This window comes from Oceaniferula spumae (assembly GCF_042849255.1).
Lineage (GTDB): Bacteria > Verrucomicrobiota > Verrucomicrobiia > Verrucomicrobiales > Akkermansiaceae > Oceaniferula > Oceaniferula spumae.
The window spans coordinates 2,806,703-2,823,249 of sequence record NZ_AP026866.1 but is presented as its reverse complement, the minus strand read 5'-3'; the positions used below and the strand labels follow the sequence as shown (position 1 = coordinate 2,823,249).

The window sequence follows — 16,547 nt, the reverse complement described above, 5'->3', positions numbered from 1 at the left end:
CATGAAAATTGTAATTTGTAGCTCCGCAATTCTTGCAGGTAATTCTTCCTCGTGGAATCCTCTTCAAGCAATTATGACATTTACCTCCTGACCATGGCATATGAAGTGCGATGGACTTCGCATCGTATTCAGATGCCCCATACTTATCCATAAGAATTCGCATTTGATCTATGGGCATCTCACCTCCTGGATTCCATCGATGGTCTTCCCAGCAAATAGCTTCTGGCACTTCCCAACTAGTGCCACATTGTTTGCATCGATCTTTCATATTATTGCCGAACGTAGAGATCAACCGCCTACGAGCAATGTTAAAATACCAAATCCAGATATACGCTCCGAAACAGATGCCCGACTATTAGACGGTAACGGGTCGGATGCATCGTCTTGTTAGATGGGGCGATGATGATCAACCCTCCGCACGTGTTTCTCGCTTGCGCCTGGATCAATCCATATCCCAAACCGGAATCAGGGCAACATTGAAAGCTACTCATTCACGGTGTTCCTTAACTGCTCCATGCTTCTGTGCGATACACAACAGCGAGGGACAAACGATGCGAGAACACGATTCGGAGATGTGCAACACTATGCCGTATGTGAGTGCCTAAAACCAAGTCTGATCCGCCCCAGCGCGACTCGTAAGAAAACAAACCACGAACGACTCCGCGACCGCTTATCTAACGTAGAGCTCAACCGCGCCGTGTAAACCAGATTCGCAACCATTCACGTGCTTAGCTCACAATGGTTTCTGGCTGCGGACGGTATCGCGTCGGATGAAGCGCCTTGTTCGACTGCATTTATTGCTTAGTCAACCCAAGCGCACAAGGAGTAATCAACCTTCAAAATGCCTCGTCTCGCCATGAATATCCGCCGCATGTTGCTGATCTTCTGGAGACACCCGCAGGAACGAGGACTGCCGGAAGATGGTCAGTATCATGCTAAACCTAGTGAGTTCCAATCCGCTTGCGATTATTATGTCCTACCATCCGATGGTCCACTGCCGGAAACGATTCCCTGCATGATGATCACGTCGAGACACGGACGATGGATCAAGCCAGCTGCAACTTAAACCGGAACCTTCAATCATGATGCATCGAGAACCGCCCAGCCCAGTATTCTTCTTATTATTGGCGAACGTAGAGCTCAACCGCCGATGTGACAAGGTCGAAGGCCGTAAGTGGTTAATTCCGTGAAATGGTTTCTGGCTTCGAAACGGTTAACGGTCGGATGAAGCGCCTTGTTCGATCACATTCTTGATCAATAATGTATTTAAATCCTTGCTAAACATATTGGGCAATAAATGTCAGCAATGTGATCGCTACGAGCGCTGCTGTTATCGGTATGCATATTAAGTGCATTCGCTTCATGAATCGCTTCCGATGAGGCAAATCTTCGTCAACCAACGGCTTTACAACCAGCAGGCTTAGGAAAGTTGCCACAGCAGGAAGAAGAAGAGCAGCAATTAGTTCACTAAGCGATAGAGTAGGGACTGTCTCCATACCCGCAGCAATCAAAATGAGAGGCCCAACAATCCACGCTAGTCCATGTAATATTATCGCTGATGGGGACATTATTTTATTATATCGAACGTAGAGCTCAACCGACCGCCCTCACCGTATGGGCAAATCTTCGAGCAACCTTAAATGGTGACTACGCCACCGACTCAGAGCCGGTTAGCGGTCGGATGCAGCGCCTTGTTAGCCTCATTTTTTCTTTTTAACTTTCTCATCCTCAGCCATTTGAATTTTGATCACATCTAGCATAACTAAACGAACCTTACGCTTCTTCTGCTGTGGGTTCTTGTCCAAGTGAGTTTTGATACCATCGATGATCCTAATACGTATAGCCTCATCTCTGATGTCGATCGCATCCAAAAATCCTTCCACATATCTTTCTACTTCATTAGCAAGTGCCACTTCTTCATCTGTGTGCTTAACCTCCCCCTCCCTCAGGGAGAGCTCTATCATAACACCCTGATAGAGCTTCTTGGTCGTCATCTTATTATCCCAATTTGCTAATGTGCTATCTGCACAAAACATCACCATACCTAATATCGCTATAGTCAGTGTCTTCATTTTTTTATTGGCTAACGTAGAGCTCAACCGCGCGCTGTAAAACAGATTCGCAGCCATTCACGATCTTAGCTCACTATGGTTTCTGGCTCACGGACGGTATCGCGTCGGATGAAGCGCCTTGTTCGATCACATTCTACATATCGACGTTCATGACTCTAACTTCGGGATAGCCTGCACTCATCGCCGTCCACATGTAGAATATCATCAACGTAGCTGTCACACAAATGATGACCGCCAGATGGCCACCACCCAAATCGTTGTAACCATTCTTCCGCGTGAACCGTAATGAAATCCCAAACCATAACGCCGGGAGTAACATGGCAAACCAGCCCCAGTTACGAATAAACACCGCCACAGGATTCCAGATCATATGATCCGCGTCAGGGTAACCGAGGCCCTTGAGCATTGCTGTAGTGACAAGTGTTCCAGTTATTATCGCGAAAAACTGCACCAACAGAACCATGCTTGCTGAGTTGTGTGACCGTGGAATCATGATTCTTATTTTATTCTTATCGAACGTAGAGCTCAACCGCCGACGTGTGCGGGTTACAGGCTGGGCATGGTTCAATGTGTCAAAAGTCTCCTGGCTCTGGACGGTTAACGGTCGGATGAAGCGCCTTGTTAGCCCAAATTATTCAGATGCTTAAGGAACAGTGTAACATTCTTCTTATTCTTCCCCCAATCAAAGCATTGAGTAACTGCTGAGCACTTACTCGTCACTATGAGGAGTTGATCGCTCACAAATCTAATCTCTATCTTCTCACCCCAAGAACTCAGATTTACGCCAACAGTCGCAGACGTATGCTCACTGTCTTCGGCTACTACTGACCATGAGAGTGACGATAGAACGCTTCTGACGAGTTCTCGATAGTCTAGATCAGGTGATTTACACCTAAAGTTTTCGGTATGATATGCGGGGAACGCGAATGACATGGTATTATTATCGGCTAACGTAGAGCTCAACCGCCGCCGGGATAACAGCAGTACCCCCTAAATGGTTTTTCTCTCTCGAAAGTTGCTGGCTAGGGACGGTTAACGGTCGGATGAAGCGCCTTGTTCGGCCAAATTATTCGCTCAGCTATCTGGCGTTATGTGCGCTCGCCCCAGCAAAAAACCGCCGAAAAGCGCAACGAGCCCACCAATGAATGGTATCCATGGAGAAACGTGCATCATCGAGTAACTTTCGATAGCAGAGGTGGAAAAGCTATACAAATCCTCCTGTGAGTTGTGGCCCTCAGATATATCATTGTTATTGGATAACTCCACTAACTCTTTCGTGAACCACTCAGCGTATAGAGGCAAGAAGCAGAGAATAATGCCTACAATCGTCAGTAGCCATCCATATATCTTTCCGTGTGCCGATGTATTCATTCTTATTATTGCCGAACGTAGAGGTCTGCCGCCGCGTGTAAAACGGTCGCAAACCAAGTGAATTTCTTAACTGTAAAACGGACTCGGACTAAGGACGGTTAACGGTCGTCAGCACCGCCTTGTTCGGCCAATTTTTAGGTGTCATGCTTAAATCTATAAATATTCTGTTCCGCTTTCTGAATGCATTCAATGTGTTCTGATGCTCTATCGATCGACACATCCAAATTACCCATGTCCACAGGCTCTAGTTCTGGGTAACGCACTTCAATGATCTCTTTCAGATTACGCTTAGTGAACACTTGATCGCCGAAATCTTTCTTTATCTCTACAATTGCGGCTCTTACTGAGATCTTTTTATGGAAAACCACCTTGTCAGGGTCATTTTGTAGGTTTGCGATTAACTGCTCGTATGTTGTGAGTTGTTTTTTTGCGTTTTTCATACATTAACGTTATATCACAAGATTTCGGTTTGTACCACGATTGGGGCAAAATAATTGTATTTTTTTTCTTGCCGAACGTAAAGCTCAACCGCCGGTGTGTGATCGTCACAAACCTCGAACGGCTGATTACTGTAAAACTGTAAGAAGTGAAGAACGGTTAACGGTCGGATGCAGCGACTTGTTAGCCCAAATTTTTGCGCCCCCATAGATGTTATCTCACTTAAAGGGATCTAGTATCACCTTAAGCTTCTCTATGTCCTTCTTATCTCTGAGGTCATATGTAACTCCCTTGATCGTAACTTTAGAATTGGCAACACGAAAACCTCCTGATCTTGATCTCATCATGTCTTCCGATTGGCTAATATATGAAAGATACTTCCTGCCTAGACCCCAGCTAGAGATGCCTTTACGGGCTGATTCAACATACCTCTTATGTGTAATGTATATGACCTTATCTACCTTGTGACCCGGTTCACTGCCAGATCCCACACACTTAACCACAACTAGGGCGCACACTTCACCGCGACTGCACAATACGGCCGCAAGCAACAAAAGAGGCACGAGTAGCAATTTCTTCATATTATTATTGGCTAACGTAGAGAACAACCGCCGCGTGTAAAACAGCCGCAAATCATTCATGGTTTTAACTCAAAAACGGTCTCGGACTCAGGACGGTTAACGGTCGGATGCTTCGCCTTGTTCGGTCACTTTGTTCTCTCCTCAAACATGCGGCCAACATGTGGTAAGCCCTCGTTCGCGTTAATAGGATCAGCCACTTCCCATGTTCCATCTCCTAAATGACGTAAAGATATATTTTCATTTGGTCCGTGAATCTGGATGAACTCGTTCTCACTTGAATACTTCATTAAGGTCACAACGGCGGTATCTTTGATCGGGTTATAAGGGTGCAACATATTATGAATTACGTCACCCTTCGTCATTGGGAAAGGTGTAAGCGGGTTCTTACTCAAGTAATCTTCAGCCGCAGATCTTTGATCACTGGTGATTCTATAGTGCCATTCCACCTCTACTTGCCTCGGACGACAGGCCCAAGCAGTATATGCTACTACGGTTGCCGCTATTAACCCATATATTATTGCTGCACGTTTCTTATTCATTTCAATTTTTATTCTTACCGAACGTAAAGCTCAACCGACCGCCCAAACCGTAGGGGCAATCTCTGAGCAATGTAAAATGGTGACTATGCCATGGACTCCGAGACGGTTAGCGGTCGGATGCAGCGACTTGTTCGGCCACATTATTGTTTGTCCTTCAATTCCCTCATGGCTTTCTTGAAGAGCTTCTCACGTTCCTCTACGGACAGCTTCATAAACGCACGATACCCGCGCTGGTAATTAGAATCACATGTCTGACAATATCTCCATGTAACCTTCTTAGAAAAACCTTCAGTCGGCTCCGAAGAAAGATGCGCCCGATAATGCACGCTGTCACCTCGCGCTTCTGCTACTATGAAATACCAAGAATATTCTATATCGTAATCTACGCATGTATTGTCGTCTTGCGTATATCCGGTACATGACTTGAACCCTTGGTTATGAACCTCACACCTATCTCGAGCATTCGTATCACCAGCCAGAGTAGAAGAAAAGAACACCACTGGAAAAACCATCGTTATCAGACACAAGGCATGGAGTGTGCGTTTCATATTATTATTGCCGAACGTAGAGCTCAACCGCGCCGTGTAAAACAGTTTCGCATCATTCACGATTTTAGCTCTACAACTTCTTCGGACAACGAACGGTATCGCGTCGGATGAAGCGCCTTGTTCGGTTAATTTTTTTTCTTAATCGAAGGCTAGAACTTAGGATTGCCAATCGTCACTACAACCACGAGCAGCGAAAATATGAACAAGAGCACAATGTTTAACACGTTCTTATAGTGTGAAAATAAATCTCTCACGCCAAGATACAGCGGGGTCCACATCAGGGCAACGGCTAGAGCAGCAAAAGAAGCATTCTCTGGGCTATTACCTCTGCCTGGATAGTCACGGCAAAAATAATATGCAATTATCACCGGCATGATGATAAGTGCCATAGTCATTAGAATGTTATATAGTTCTATTGACTCTTTTTTTAGCTTTGACGTGTCCACTGAATCTTATTCTTACCGAACGTAGAGCTCAACCGCCGGTGATTCAACCGTGGAATACCCTCAATGGTTTTTCACTCTCAAAGGTTTCTGGCCTCGAAACGGTTAACGGTCGGATGAAGCGCCTTGTTCGGCCGATTTATTGCTTCGCGATAGATACCTTCCTAGTAGATACGCTAACAAAAGCGGCACCCATGCAGTGACGAACCATGATGCACTAACATTGGGGGCATCTCCAAACGCTACCATCTCATCTTCAGTGCTCGGCAATCCTCCATGCACATCAATCCAATGAGTCTGATGTTGCCTTAAAGATATCTGAAGACAAACAAATCCAATAATCCACATAAGCGGCCAATAAACCAACTTCACTAGACGACTCAAAGACCTCCCAGTCCTCCAAAACTTGCGAAATATCAACACGAAGACAAATGGGCCTAAGTATGCTGCAACTATGAAGAGCCATTTCAGTATCAATGCATTCATTATTATTGCCGAACGTAGAGCTCAACCGCGCACTGTAAAACTGATTCGCAACCATTCACGATCTTAACTCACTATGGTTTCTGGCTCACGGACGGTATCGCGTCGGATGAAGCGCCTTGTTAGACCCAATTTTTACCAGTGCAAAGTAGGATTATCAGGATCGTAAGTCTTAAAGTTTGTACTCTTCAATACGCGAACTGAAATGACGGAAAGCAAGATGAACATCAATAGCCCTCCAACTATGAAAGCTAGCATGATCCAGAAATATGCATTTATTTGGCGATCATCGCTCGGTATGCTGAACCATTTGCTTATCCCCCAAGTTCCCACGGCTGGAAAAACCAGAAAGAATAATCCTAAGAGGCCGATCATACATCCGCCAGGAGTGCCGCGTGTGACTGACGATGATTCCATTCTTATTCTTGTCTAACGTCATAAGACACCCATCCACTACCGGGGGCGCGCTTCGACTTCAGGGTTTAGGGTTGGAATCATCGGAAAATTTCGACTCTGGGCGGGTAGTGGATTGGTGTGCTCTGCCTTGTTCGCTTTGTTTTATTGTTTCGTCGTTAATTTTTTGAGCACGCTCTTTGCGCGAGGTTCAATACGTCTTCCGCAACGCACAGCCACAACAAGCTCAGCGTCATTCAAGTGTGGTTTCTTGAGAGCATTAGTCATCAGAATATTGAGTCTCACACCAGATTTCTTCAAAAGTGATTTCAAATACTCAAATTCCTTCTCCAGATCTTCTCGTGGGAACTTTCCCTCCGGAAACTCGAAAGGTTCCTGTTTGGGAATCCCCCTTCCTTAAAGCTCAATACCTCGTAACTTTGTTTCTGCTTCCTTCAACTCAGATGAACGTAATTCAGCCGATAATGATATGCCCGCAGATATTAACAATGTGATGATAGCGAGATGATGTGGGTTCATCGTTTTCATTTTTTTAGCGAACGTAGAGAACAACCGCCGCGTGTAAAACAGCCGCAAATTATTCGTGGCTTTAACTCAAAAACGGTCTCGGACTAAGGGCGGTTAACGGTCGGATGCTTCGTCTTGTTCGACGGCATTCTTGATTAGACAACCCAAGCGCTCAAGGAATAATCAACCTTCGAAAACTGCACTTCACCGTGAACGTCTGCCGCATGTTGGTGATCTTCTGGAGGCACCCGCAGGAACGAGGACTGCCGGAAGATGGTCAGCATCATGCTTAACCTAACAACTGCCAATCCCCTTGCACTAAAAAGGTCATACCATTCGATAGTCCACCGCTGTGAATGTTGCCCTGCATGATGATCGCGTCGATACGCGGACGATGGATCAAGCTACCTGCGATCTTATCCGAAACCTTCAATCATGATGCATCGAGAACGCCTCAACCCAAAATTCTTATTCTTGGCGAACGTAGAGAACAACCGCCGCGTGTAAAACAGCCGCCAATCATTCATGGTTTTAACTCTAAAACGGACTCGGACTCAGGACGGTTAACGGTCGGATGCTTCGCCTTGTTCGGTAAGTTTTTCTCTAACAACGACCAAAGCGATAGACGATCAATGACCATTAACTCCGACCGCTCAAGCCATGTGCAGAGGATATGCGGCAACGCGTGAGATGTCAAAATAGGATGGTGTCAAGTTCGGTGATGAACGTTCCGGGGGGAATCGCCAAGCCATCAGGCACCTCACAGAAGGATGAAGCTTGTTCAACCATTCCGCTTCATTCTGCAGCATCTGTCCAACTCCAGAAAACGCGATCAACCAAAAACCCCTTCACGCTTCATCAACGAGATCGATCTGATTAAAAAGTCTTATTATGACCGAACGTAGAGCTCAACCGCGCCGTGTAAAACAGATTCGCCGCCATTAACGGATTTAGCTCACAATGTTTTCTGGCTCACGGACGGTATCGCGTCGGATGAAGCGCCTTGTTCGACTGCAATTGTTGGATAATCAACCCAAGCACGCAAGGAATAATCAACCCTCGAAAATCGTCCATCGCCATGAAAGTATCCGCATGTTGGTGATCTTCTGGAGGCACCCGCAGGAACGAGGACAGCCGTAAGATGGTCAGCATCATGCTAAACCTAACACCCTTCAATCTTCTTGTTCTAGAAAGGTCTTACCATTCGATGATCCACCGCTGTTAATGTTGCCCTGCATGATGATCAGGTCGATACGCGGATGATGGATCAAGCTATTGGCGACCCTCTCCGAAACCTTCAATCATGATGCATCGAGAACCGACCATCCCAAAATTCTTATTCTTGGCGAACGTAGAGCTCAACCGCCGGTGTGACAAGGTCGAAGGCCGTAAGTGGTCGATTCCGTGAAATGGATTCTGGCTTCGAAACGGTTAACGGTCGGATGAAGCGCCTTGTTCGACCACATTATTGCTAAACAGTTATACGGCCGGTTAACCACCATTCGTAGAAAACCTCTAAAGATGGAGCCACCCATGATCGGCTATCGTCTTCGTGATTCCATACAAAAACATCATCTCTGCAATTACCATCTCGGAGTATGGGAAATGCAAATTGATCGCCGTTGCCTGCGTCTCCAAAGAAAACCAAATTATCGAATGGCATATATAAATCTTTGAAATCTTCTGATTGTCGGAACGCTGTATTATCGTCTTTGATACGCTCAATATCCCACAAAAGACCTAATTCATACTCCCCTAATATCCCATTAGTCTCAGAAAGTAATGATCTCAGCGTATCAGGGCACCGAATGCCTAAATCGCGTTCCAGTTGATCAATATCTTCACCAGAAGCAGGTCCGGATAAAGTGAGATCGTTGCTCAGTGTTTGAAGGTGTTTTATTAGCATTTCATTATTGTCGAACGTAGAGCTCAACCGCGCACTGTAAAACAGATTCGCCGCCATTCACGATCTTAGCTCTCAATGGTTTCTGGCTCACGGACGGTATCGCGTCGGATGAAGCGCCTTGTTCGGTTTCTTTATTGAGCCTTACGGCCTTAATATTCCACGCGTCAATCCAGTATATTGAGTTCTCATAGAGGAGATATAAAACATCTTCATCTACGTCGTTTAGAATACATGTAAGCGAACTCCTTTTCTTTAACTGACCTTCTAACTCCTTAACTAAAATCTCATTGGTAAATTCAATATGCACCTCTTTACCGATCCATTTATGCATTTTTATGTTTACTTCCTTGGGCGCTGTCCTCTCAGGTTCCTGCCTCTCGTGGCAACCAATAGTGAGCAACGCAACACAGCCCAATACGGTTCGTATGATATTATTATTCATGGTCTTTTATTATTCTTATATTACCGAACGTAAAGGTCCATGGCCGCGTGTAGAACGCCCGCCAATCATTAATAGGTTTAACTGTAAAATCTCCTCCGACTGCGAGCGGTTAACGGTCGATGGCACCGACTTGTTAGGCTTCTTATTCTTCTTTGAACTCGTCACTTCCTTCCACCCTTCCGAAAGCTGTTCCATAAGCTGCTTGTAAATAAGGGATGATTGCCTTGTCGTAATTACAAATCGTATTGACGCTATATAGAGCAAGGTTATTTACATCATCCATGTATTCTTGGGATTCGTCTCCGCTCATGAAGCACCATCCAGAATCCCCATCTCCATCTGAACCTCGCGATACATGTAACCAATCGATACGCCATCTACCACAATCCTATCGGTAGCTATACAAGATCCCATATTCGTGATCAGTTCTTGGATGTCCTCCCCTGAGATTTTGTAGTGTTTTTCGGGTTGAGTCATAATTCTTATCTTGCCTAACGTAGAGCTCAACCGCCGCCGAGACAACAGCCGAATACCCTAAATGGTTTTTCTCTCTCAATGGTTTCTGGCTAAGAACGGTTAACGGTCGGATGAAGCGCCTTGTTAGGCAACTTGAATTCATAAACTAAGTGCAACGGTCAGTTCCGCACGCTAACCAGCGGGACGAACCATTGCCATCATGAAATACAAACACCTCAGCAAAGAAGAAAGATACATGATCGGGGCATTCAGAATGCAACGATTGTCACTCAGAGCCATCGCCCAAAAGCTTGGAAGATCCCCCTCAACTATTAGCCGTGAGATCAAGCGCAACAATCGAAGTCAGGATGGTCGTTATCGGGCGTCTCACGCGGATTCGAACTACAACGCCCGCAAACGATGGGCTCGCCGAGGCTCGCGTTTTGATTGGAGAGAATGGAAGTTGGTCGAGAAGCTCATTCGCCAGGAGCACAGCCCTGAACAAATAGCCGGTAGGCTCAAGCTGGATGACAAGTTGTCCATCAGTCATGAAACGATCTACCTCCACATCTGGAGGGACAAACATCTGGGAGGCACTCTCTACAAGCATTTGCGTGGCTCACGTAAAAAGCGGCGCAAGCGCTGGGGCAAGAATGACAGCAGGGGCCGTCTTCCAGATAAGGCCATGATCACTGAGAGGCCTGAAGCTGCAAATCTGCGACGGGAAGTAGGTCATTGGGAATTGGACAGTGTACTCGGCTCCATCAGTGGCCGGCATTGCATCTCAACCCTGGTGGATCGCATGTCTGGATACCTTATGATCGGTAAGCTCGAAGCCAGAACCAAGTTGGAAACCAACCAACGTCTCGACAAATTGATAGCACGTTACCGGGACAGATTCAAAACGATCACACCTGATAACGGCACAGAGTTCCATGGCTATCGTGAAGTCGAGGAAAGGCATGGAGTGAAATTCTACTTCGCGCATCCGTATGCTTCATGGGAACGAGGTACTAACGAAAATACTAATGGCTTGATACGACAGTATCTACCGAAGCGAAAAAGTATGCATGACCTGACCCAAGCCAAGTGTAATGCCATTGCTAATAAGTTAAATAACAGGCCACGAAAAAGGCTTGGATATTTAACACCTAATGAGGTGTTCCATAATACATCTAACGTTGCACTTCATACTTGAACCTAAGCAAATTCTTCGCGCATCATGTGATATTCTGAAAACCACATCGCGCTTGGTTCAACCGCCGGAGGATCTATAGAACCAAGATCCTTCAGAAAGGGACTCGCGTAATTCACAAGAGCAGATTCTGCAAACAAGCAAAGTGTCTCCGCGAACTTCTCAATGGACGAATTGATGAATACCTCCTGCATGCCATTATCGTGGTTGTGATAAATAATCTTCCCATCTCGTGTATCCAGACAAATATAATCCCCAGATCCGTTATGTCCAAGAGCGATAAAAGCTGAAAAGTCATCCCCTAAATATGGGTCAATATCGACAAACCTTCTTAACGATGGGAAAAAGCTCAAATATGGAGTGGCGTCTTCCGGTAGTCCGACCAAAAGAAACTCTTTATCGACTTCCGAAATCGGTAAAACCTTAACTTCGTCAACGTGAAACGGATGAAACACCGCAAGTTCAATATCGATATCAGACGGCAAATCAGGTTGAGCTGATTTAAACCGTTCAATGAATGCTTCGGGTTTCATAATATAATAGCCTAACGTAGAGCTCAACCGCGCCGTGTAAAACAGATTCGCACCGTTAACGTTTTTAGCTCTGCAACTTCATCGGACAACGAACGGTATCGCGTCGGATGAAGCGTCTTGTTCGGCCACATTTATTGCTTTCGGAAGTAACCTTTGGAAACAGACCAGAGCGCCCAAATACTTAGCGCTCCATACATAATCATCAACACCAATATGAGTATCGCTCCCCCTGTCAATTCAGGGCTATCGGTGCTTAGCTGCGAGTCAAAAAACAGGCCATAGATGAAACCACAAATATACCATAACGCCCCAATAGCGGATGGTCCAAAATAGAGCCATGCGCCCCAGAAAATGATAGGTTTGGTCCTGGGGTTACTCACCGGTGAATACGCTGAACTAGTAGCCGTCCCCATCTCCCACGGCGAGCTTGAGGCAAAATCGTCGAGTGGCGATTTACACTTTGAACAGCGAGATGCACGGTCATCGTTAGCATGACCACAACGCACACATATCAGATCAACAGGTTCTAGGTCGTGTGATTCTTCTATCATATTATTATTGCCGAACGTAAAGAACAACCGCCGCGTGTAAAACAGCCGCAAATCATTCGTGGTTTTAGCTCTTAAAGTTCACAGACTGCGAACGGTTAACGGTCGGATGCTTCGACTTGTTCGCTTAAATTATTCGATATCGTCTTCCTTCTCCTGACATAAACATAGTGAACTACTCCAAAAATGCCTCCAGCTGCAAACGAAAAGTAATAAACTAGTGGTGACCTTATGACTTGTAACAACAACGTGCTCTTCGACAAATGCTCCATGAAACCTTGAAATCCAAGTGCGTCATATTTCCTCGTGTACTCATGACATACGAAAACGATGAAGATAATAATTAGGCCTACAACTATGCCTACCAAACCGTAAACCATCACCGACCTTGCAAGCCTTGAATAACTTAATTCGTCCTGTGGTATGAATGGTCTCATTATTTATTCTTAGCGAACGTAGAGCTCAACCGCGCCGTGTAGAACAGTTGTGCAATCATTAATGGTCTTACCTCTTCATGGTTTTTGGCTCAAGGACGGTATCGCGTCGGATGAAGCGCCTTGTTCGGTCTATTTCTTCGGCTTAGGCGTATCCGAGCCCTTGTTCTTATCAAAACGAAATAGCGCACGCGTTCCGAATGGATCTCCACGCCGGACTGGAGGCATAATCTCATCGCTATCCCAAGTCTTCTCCATGATGCGTATTACTTTAGGTATCTCCACAAGCGATTGCTCCGGTTTGTCTAAACGAGCAAGATAAGTCTTAAGAAGATAGTGTGTACTAAAACTATCTCCATCCTTGATCGACCTCCAAAAATCTACACTGTTGATTAGCTCTAGAAGAACCTTATGTTTTGTGATCTCTTTGTGATCAAATCCATTATCATCATACCAGTCTATTATTCTTCCTGTAAATTCTACCTCATTATTGGCTAAGGCCCTGATAAAATGTCGCTCCGCCAAAACCTTAGTAGCCTTAAAGTTGATATCTCTTGCTCTCAGTAGAATAGGAAGAATCTTCTTAGGATCTTTAGCACGCGTCTCAAGAATTAGATTATTAATTGCTTTCCACTCCGCATGAGTTGAAACGAGCTTAGCGATAAGCGCTGGTCGGTCTGTTGAATCAAACAAATCCCATAATCCACGGGCCGTAAGTAGCAATTCGTCGTCGGAAAACGACCGCTTCCCACCAACTATCTCTGCTGCAATATCATCAAGATCGTGGGGCCTTGATACACGCGCACCAATAAGGCCTTCGCCAGCGATACAGCTAAAATTCACAACCCATACCAAGGCTCCTATAATTATGCTATTTACTTTCATATGCTGTTTGTGTGTTTTCTTATTCTTACCGAACGTAAAGGTCCATGGCCGCGTGTAAAACACCCGCCAATCATTCATGGGTTTAACAGTAAAATCTCCTCGGACTGCGAACGGTTAACGGTCGATGGCACCGACTTGTTAGCCCTATTTTTTCATCAGGCTGAGCAATTCGGGATCTTTGGCAGCATAATCCTCTACACGCTTACGAAAGCCTATATGGATATCATCCGTCTTACCTTCAGTCTCTCGATAATGCTCTGCCACAATCGTCCGTATCGACCGCTCCAGCTTGCTCATATCACCTTCTTCGCGGGCTTTCAGAACTGCTAAACCAAGTGCTGCTGTGAGTGCACGAGATTCAAATTGATTCTGCAAAACATCTTGAATCATCTCAGGCATACGCTGAAACTCTTCTTCGGTCATTATACCCTTCTGAATGGCACTATCAAATACCCACAGAACTTCTACTCCACGAATTACTGCCGATTCCATTTCTTCATTCGATAACCCAGACTTATCTTGAACACGTTTGACCGATGCCAGTAGTTCAGCGTCACTATCTGATATCGTCTGCTCCTCCTCGGATGTGCAACTCACAAGCATGACTAAAGCTGCGAGTGATGTTACTATGTGTTTCATATTCTTTTTATTGGCTAACGTAGAGCTCAACCGACCGCCCAAACCGAAAGGACAATCTCTGAGCAACTTGAAATAGTGACTACGCCACCGACTCATGGACGGTTAGCGGTCGGGTGCAGCGCCTCATAAGATGGATTTGCACCGCCTGATAGGCTAACAAACTTGTTTCCCACAAGGAACCCAAAACGGCTGCGTGATGCAATCTGGTGCAGCGCCAAGACCTCCGTTCGCCCGGATGAGTCTGTGAACAAGATCAGGCATCACGCAGCTCTCCAGGCTTTCAAGTCCGAGCAGTATCTTAGATCAACGAATCTGTTTTGATGAGACTGAGACTCTCCGGCCGGGAGGTGTTTTGAGTGCCGTGTCAGAAGCAAGCTTCCACAAACCAATTACTATGAAACCACTATCCACACCAGCCCCCTTTCTGGGAATCGATGTCGGCAGGGCGGACCTCTTCTGCCATGTCATCTCAATTACAGCCACAGAGTCCGGACGCTTCGACAATACCCCCGACGGTATCCGCAGCCTTGTCTCATGGCTCTCTGAAATCGCGGACCCGGCTTCGGTTCTCGCCTGCCTTGAGCAGACCGGGCATTACGGCAAACCGGTCGCCAGCGCCCTCCACACACTCGGAGTGCGGTCACTCCATCTGGTCAATCCCCGCCAGATCAAAGCCTTCGGCAACCAGAAGCTGAGACGCAACAAGAGCGACACCGCCGACGCCAGACTCATCGCCCAGTTCCTCAGGTCGGAGCATGAGGAATTGCGTCCGTGGACTCCCCTTCCGGCTGATCATGACAAGGTCAAGGAACTCAGCCGCTACGCCGAGTCACTCACCCGGGATACCGCACGACTCAAAACCAAACTGGAAGCTGTCACACTCGTTGACGTCAGGCGCTCGATCAACCGGCGCATCAAGGCCCAGCAGAAGGAACTCGAAACCATTCGTGGCAAAATATCGAAGATCGTCTCCAACAACACACAGCTCAGCGCCCAGAACTCTCTTCTGCACAGCATCCCGGGCCTCGGTGAAACCACCTGCCAGATCCTTCTCGCCGAGCTTCCCGAGATCGAACTCTTCGGAGACGCCCGGCAACTCGCAGCCTGGGCGGGTGTCACCCCGAGGCATTTCGTCAGCGGCACGTCGGGCAAGTCGAGCACCCCCATCACCAAAGTCGGTTCTTCCAACTTGCGCAAAGCCCTCTACCTCCCGGCCATGACTGCGATGACCTACAACCCGCTGCTCAAGGAGTTCGCCCGGCGTCTCAAAGAGAATGGCAAAACCGGAAAACAGGTCGTCGTCGCTGTCATGCGAAAGCTCCTTCACCAAATCTACGGCATCCTCAAATCAGGGCAACCCTTCGACCCGGACAAGCGCGGCTTGAGAACCGCATTACCCTCACCGGGCACCTCGTAGAAGATCACTTTAAAACTTCAAATCACCGTTGACTTTGCAACGCAGTATCTTGTTCGGCAACTATCTTTCTGGATGGATTCTCATAAATCTGAACGACTTCTTACGCGGGCGACGACCATCTAGGTTCACCCCTTCAATAACCAAATCCCCACGATCATCTATACGCATAGTCCCTACACCATCAAGGTTCTTGGGTATCTCATTCCCGTTCTCGACCGTGAGCTTCAGCTTGTTCGAATCGGCATCCCACTCATATCCTCCCCAATAATCTTTCTTATACTCGAAAGGAACATAAGTTATAGAATAACCTTCTGTGTGGAGATGTAACTCTCGAATAGCGATTTCATCGCTGGATAGCTCACGCCAATAACCATGCTCAATCAACTTGTGCTTATACCCAGCGTAAGGATCAGGCCAAGAATCCCTAGTCTCACACGCCATCAACAGGAATGTGGCGATTAAAAATAACGCTGCGGGGTTCTTCATATTATTATAGCCGAACGTAGAGCTCAACCGCCGACGGGTGCGGGTCACAGGCTGGGCATGGTTCAATGTGTCAAAAATTTCGCTGACTCAGGACGGTTAACGGTCGGATGCAGCGCCTTGTTAGCTTCGATTATTGGTTTCATCATTCATGTAAATCACTCATCAACAAGGAGTGAAAGAACAATCAATAATACGCCTTGCACAACAAAT

General features: G+C 46.4%; 19 protein-coding genes. 3 read left to right on the top strand and 16 right to left on the bottom strand.

Annotated features, from left to right (window positions below):
- The first annotated feature begins 841 nt into the window (after nt 1–841).
- On the top strand, nt 842–1,066 hold the full coding sequence (locus tag ACSPJT_RS11750) for a hypothetical protein (RefSeq protein WP_435892746.1): 225 nt from the start codon (nt 842–844) through the stop codon (nt 1,064–1,066).
- Nucleotides 1,067–1,700: 634 nt separating this feature from the next.
- On the opposite strand, the gene ACSPJT_RS11745 is transcribed toward ACSPJT_RS11750, so the two are convergent.
- The 12 genes from ACSPJT_RS11745 to ACSPJT_RS11690 all read right to left on the bottom strand — a co-directional run bounded on the left by ACSPJT_RS11745 (nt 1,701) and on the right by ACSPJT_RS11690 (nt 10,221).
- The gene (locus ACSPJT_RS11745; RefSeq protein WP_435892745.1) at nt 1,701–2,072 is read right to left on the bottom strand and encodes a hypothetical protein; all 372 of its coding nucleotides are present in this window, start codon (nt 2,070–2,072) and stop codon (nt 1,701–1,703) included.
- A gap of 133 nt (nt 2,073–2,205) precedes the next feature.
- Nucleotides 2,206–2,565 carry a hypothetical protein gene (locus ACSPJT_RS11740; protein WP_435892744.1) on the bottom strand — a complete coding sequence of 120 codons (360 nt, stop codon included), beginning with the start codon at nt 2,563–2,565 and terminating at the stop codon, nt 2,206–2,208.
- A gap of 1,012 nt (nt 2,566–3,577) precedes the next feature.
- A complete protein-coding gene (locus ACSPJT_RS11735) occupies nt 3,578–3,883 on the bottom strand; it encodes a hypothetical protein (RefSeq protein WP_435892743.1) in 306 nt (101 codons plus the stop codon).
- Between the two features lie 704 nt (nt 3,884–4,587).
- Entirely contained in the window at nt 4,588–5,001 is a 414-nt protein-coding gene (locus tag ACSPJT_RS11730) for a hypothetical protein (RefSeq protein ID WP_435892742.1), read from the bottom strand.
- A gap of 140 nt (nt 5,002–5,141) precedes the next feature.
- Nucleotides 5,142–5,549, bottom strand: a complete 408-nt coding sequence (locus ACSPJT_RS11725) for a hypothetical protein (RefSeq protein ID WP_435892741.1) — start codon at nt 5,547–5,549, stop codon at nt 5,142–5,144.
- 149 nt (nt 5,550–5,698) lie between these two features.
- The gene (locus tag ACSPJT_RS11720; protein WP_435892724.1) at nt 5,699–5,938 is read right to left on the bottom strand and encodes a hypothetical protein; all 240 of its coding nucleotides are present in this window, start codon (nt 5,936–5,938) and stop codon (nt 5,699–5,701) included.
- Between the two features lie 1,747 nt (nt 5,939–7,685).
- On the bottom strand, nt 7,686–7,829 hold the full coding sequence (locus tag ACSPJT_RS11715) for a hypothetical protein (RefSeq protein WP_435892740.1): 144 nt from the start codon (nt 7,827–7,829) through the stop codon (nt 7,686–7,688).
- 539 nt (nt 7,830–8,368) lie between these two features.
- Nucleotides 8,369–8,551: a hypothetical protein gene (locus ACSPJT_RS11710; RefSeq protein WP_435892739.1), complete on the bottom strand. Its 183-nt coding sequence runs from the start codon at nt 8,549–8,551 to the stop codon at nt 8,369–8,371.
- Nucleotides 8,552–8,867: 316 nt separating this feature from the next.
- The gene (locus ACSPJT_RS11705; protein ID WP_435892738.1) at nt 8,868–9,302 is read right to left on the bottom strand and encodes an SMI1/KNR4 family protein; all 435 of its coding nucleotides are present in this window, start codon (nt 9,300–9,302) and stop codon (nt 8,868–8,870) included.
- Nucleotides 9,303–9,306: 4 nt separating this feature from the next.
- Complete coding sequence (locus ACSPJT_RS11700) at nt 9,307–9,744, bottom strand: hypothetical protein (RefSeq protein ID WP_435892737.1); 438 nt, start codon at nt 9,742–9,744, stop codon at nt 9,307–9,309.
- Nucleotides 9,745–9,886: 142 nt separating this feature from the next.
- Nucleotides 9,887–10,054 carry an immunity protein Imm33 domain-containing protein gene (locus ACSPJT_RS11695; RefSeq protein ID WP_435892736.1) on the bottom strand — a complete coding sequence of 56 codons (168 nt, stop codon included), beginning with the start codon at nt 10,052–10,054 and terminating at the stop codon, nt 9,887–9,889.
- A complete protein-coding gene (locus ACSPJT_RS11690) occupies nt 10,051–10,221 on the bottom strand; it encodes a hypothetical protein (RefSeq protein WP_435892735.1) in 171 nt (56 codons plus the stop codon). The genes ACSPJT_RS11695 and ACSPJT_RS11690 overlap by 4 nt, the downstream gene beginning before the upstream one ends.
- Nucleotides 10,222–10,420: 199 nt before the next feature.
- Between ACSPJT_RS11690 and ACSPJT_RS11685 the strand changes: the two genes are divergently transcribed.
- Nucleotides 10,421–11,398: an IS30 family transposase gene (locus ACSPJT_RS11685; protein WP_435892734.1), complete on the top strand. Its 978-nt coding sequence runs from the start codon at nt 10,421–10,423 to the stop codon at nt 11,396–11,398.
- 2 nt (nt 11,399–11,400) lie between these two features.
- Here ACSPJT_RS11685 and ACSPJT_RS11680 read toward each other — a convergent pair whose 3' ends face one another.
- From ACSPJT_RS11680 to ACSPJT_RS11670, 3 genes are all read right to left on the bottom strand, one after another.
- Nucleotides 11,401–11,928 carry an SUKH-4 family immunity protein gene (locus ACSPJT_RS11680; protein WP_435892733.1) on the bottom strand — a complete coding sequence of 176 codons (528 nt, stop codon included), beginning with the start codon at nt 11,926–11,928 and terminating at the stop codon, nt 11,401–11,403.
- 1,114 nt (nt 11,929–13,042) lie between these two features.
- Nucleotides 13,043–13,795 carry a hypothetical protein gene (locus tag ACSPJT_RS11675; protein WP_435892732.1) on the bottom strand — a complete coding sequence of 251 codons (753 nt, stop codon included), beginning with the start codon at nt 13,793–13,795 and terminating at the stop codon, nt 13,043–13,045.
- Between the two features lie 144 nt (nt 13,796–13,939).
- Nucleotides 13,940–14,434 carry a hypothetical protein gene (locus tag ACSPJT_RS11670; RefSeq protein WP_435892731.1) on the bottom strand — a complete coding sequence of 165 codons (495 nt, stop codon included), beginning with the start codon at nt 14,432–14,434 and terminating at the stop codon, nt 13,940–13,942.
- Nucleotides 14,435–14,828: 394 nt separating this feature from the next.
- On the opposite strand from ACSPJT_RS11670, the gene ACSPJT_RS11665 reads away from it, so the two are divergent.
- Nucleotides 14,829–15,851, top strand: coding sequence for an IS110 family transposase (locus tag ACSPJT_RS11665; protein ID WP_435892730.1), 1,023 nt, complete (start codon nt 14,829–14,831; stop codon nt 15,849–15,851).
- A gap of 60 nt (nt 15,852–15,911) precedes the next feature.
- On the opposite strand, the gene ACSPJT_RS11660 is transcribed toward ACSPJT_RS11665, so the two are convergent.
- Nucleotides 15,912–16,337 (bottom strand): hypothetical protein, encoded by a 426-nt coding sequence (locus ACSPJT_RS11660; RefSeq protein WP_435892729.1) that lies wholly within the window; start codon nt 16,335–16,337, stop codon nt 15,912–15,914.
- Nucleotides 16,338–16,547 lie beyond the last annotated feature (210 nt).

Bases quoted from the DNA above. Each gene is read 5' to 3' on its own strand.
- ACSPJT_RS11750 (WP_435892746.1), top strand. From the start codon at position 842: ATGCCTCGTCTCGCCATGAATATCCGCCGCATGTTGCTGATCTTCTGG.
- ACSPJT_RS11745 (WP_435892745.1), bottom strand. From the start codon at position 2,072: ATGAAGACACTGACTATAGCGATATTAGGTATGGTGATGTTTTGTGCA.
- ACSPJT_RS11740 (WP_435892744.1), bottom strand. From the start codon at position 2,565: ATGATTCCACGGTCACACAACTCAGCAAGCATGGTTCTGTTGGTGCAG.
- ACSPJT_RS11735 (WP_435892743.1), bottom strand. From the start codon at position 3,883: ATGAAAAACGCAAAAAAACAACTCACAACATACGAGCAGTTAATCGCA.
- ACSPJT_RS11730 (WP_435892742.1), bottom strand. From the start codon at position 5,001: ATGAATAAGAAACGTGCAGCAATAATATATGGGTTAATAGCGGCAACC.
- ACSPJT_RS11725 (WP_435892741.1), bottom strand. From the start codon at position 5,549: ATGAAACGCACACTCCATGCCTTGTGTCTGATAACGATGGTTTTTCCA.
- ACSPJT_RS11720 (WP_435892724.1), bottom strand. From the start codon at position 5,938: ATGGCACTTATCATCATGCCGGTGATAATTGCATATTATTTTTGCCGT.
- ACSPJT_RS11710 (WP_435892739.1), bottom strand. From the start codon at position 8,551: ATGATGCTGACCATCTTACGGCTGTCCTCGTTCCTGCGGGTGCCTCCA.
- ACSPJT_RS11705 (WP_435892738.1), bottom strand. From the start codon at position 9,302: ATGCTAATAAAACACCTTCAAACACTGAGCAACGATCTCACTTTATCC.
- ACSPJT_RS11700 (WP_435892737.1), bottom strand. From the start codon at position 9,744: ATGAATAATAATATCATACGAACCGTATTGGGCTGTGTTGCGTTGCTC.
- ACSPJT_RS11695 (WP_435892736.1), bottom strand. From the start codon at position 10,054: ATGAGCGGAGACGAATCCCAAGAATACATGGATGATGTAAATAACCTT.
- ACSPJT_RS11690 (WP_435892735.1), bottom strand. From the start codon at position 10,221: ATGACTCAACCCGAAAAACACTACAAAATCTCAGGGGAGGACATCCAA.
- ACSPJT_RS11685 (WP_435892734.1), top strand. From the start codon at position 10,421: ATGAAATACAAACACCTCAGCAAAGAAGAAAGATACATGATCGGGGCA.
- ACSPJT_RS11680 (WP_435892733.1), bottom strand. From the start codon at position 11,928: ATGAAACCCGAAGCATTCATTGAACGGTTTAAATCAGCTCAACCTGAT.
- ACSPJT_RS11675 (WP_435892732.1), bottom strand. From the start codon at position 13,795: ATGAAAGTAAATAGCATAATTATAGGAGCCTTGGTATGGGTTGTGAAT.
- ACSPJT_RS11670 (WP_435892731.1), bottom strand. From the start codon at position 14,434: ATGAAACACATAGTAACATCACTCGCAGCTTTAGTCATGCTTGTGAGT.
- ACSPJT_RS11665 (WP_435892730.1), top strand. From the start codon at position 14,829: ATGAAACCACTATCCACACCAGCCCCCTTTCTGGGAATCGATGTCGGC.
- ACSPJT_RS11660 (WP_435892729.1), bottom strand. From the start codon at position 16,337: ATGAAGAACCCCGCAGCGTTATTTTTAATCGCCACATTCCTGTTGATG.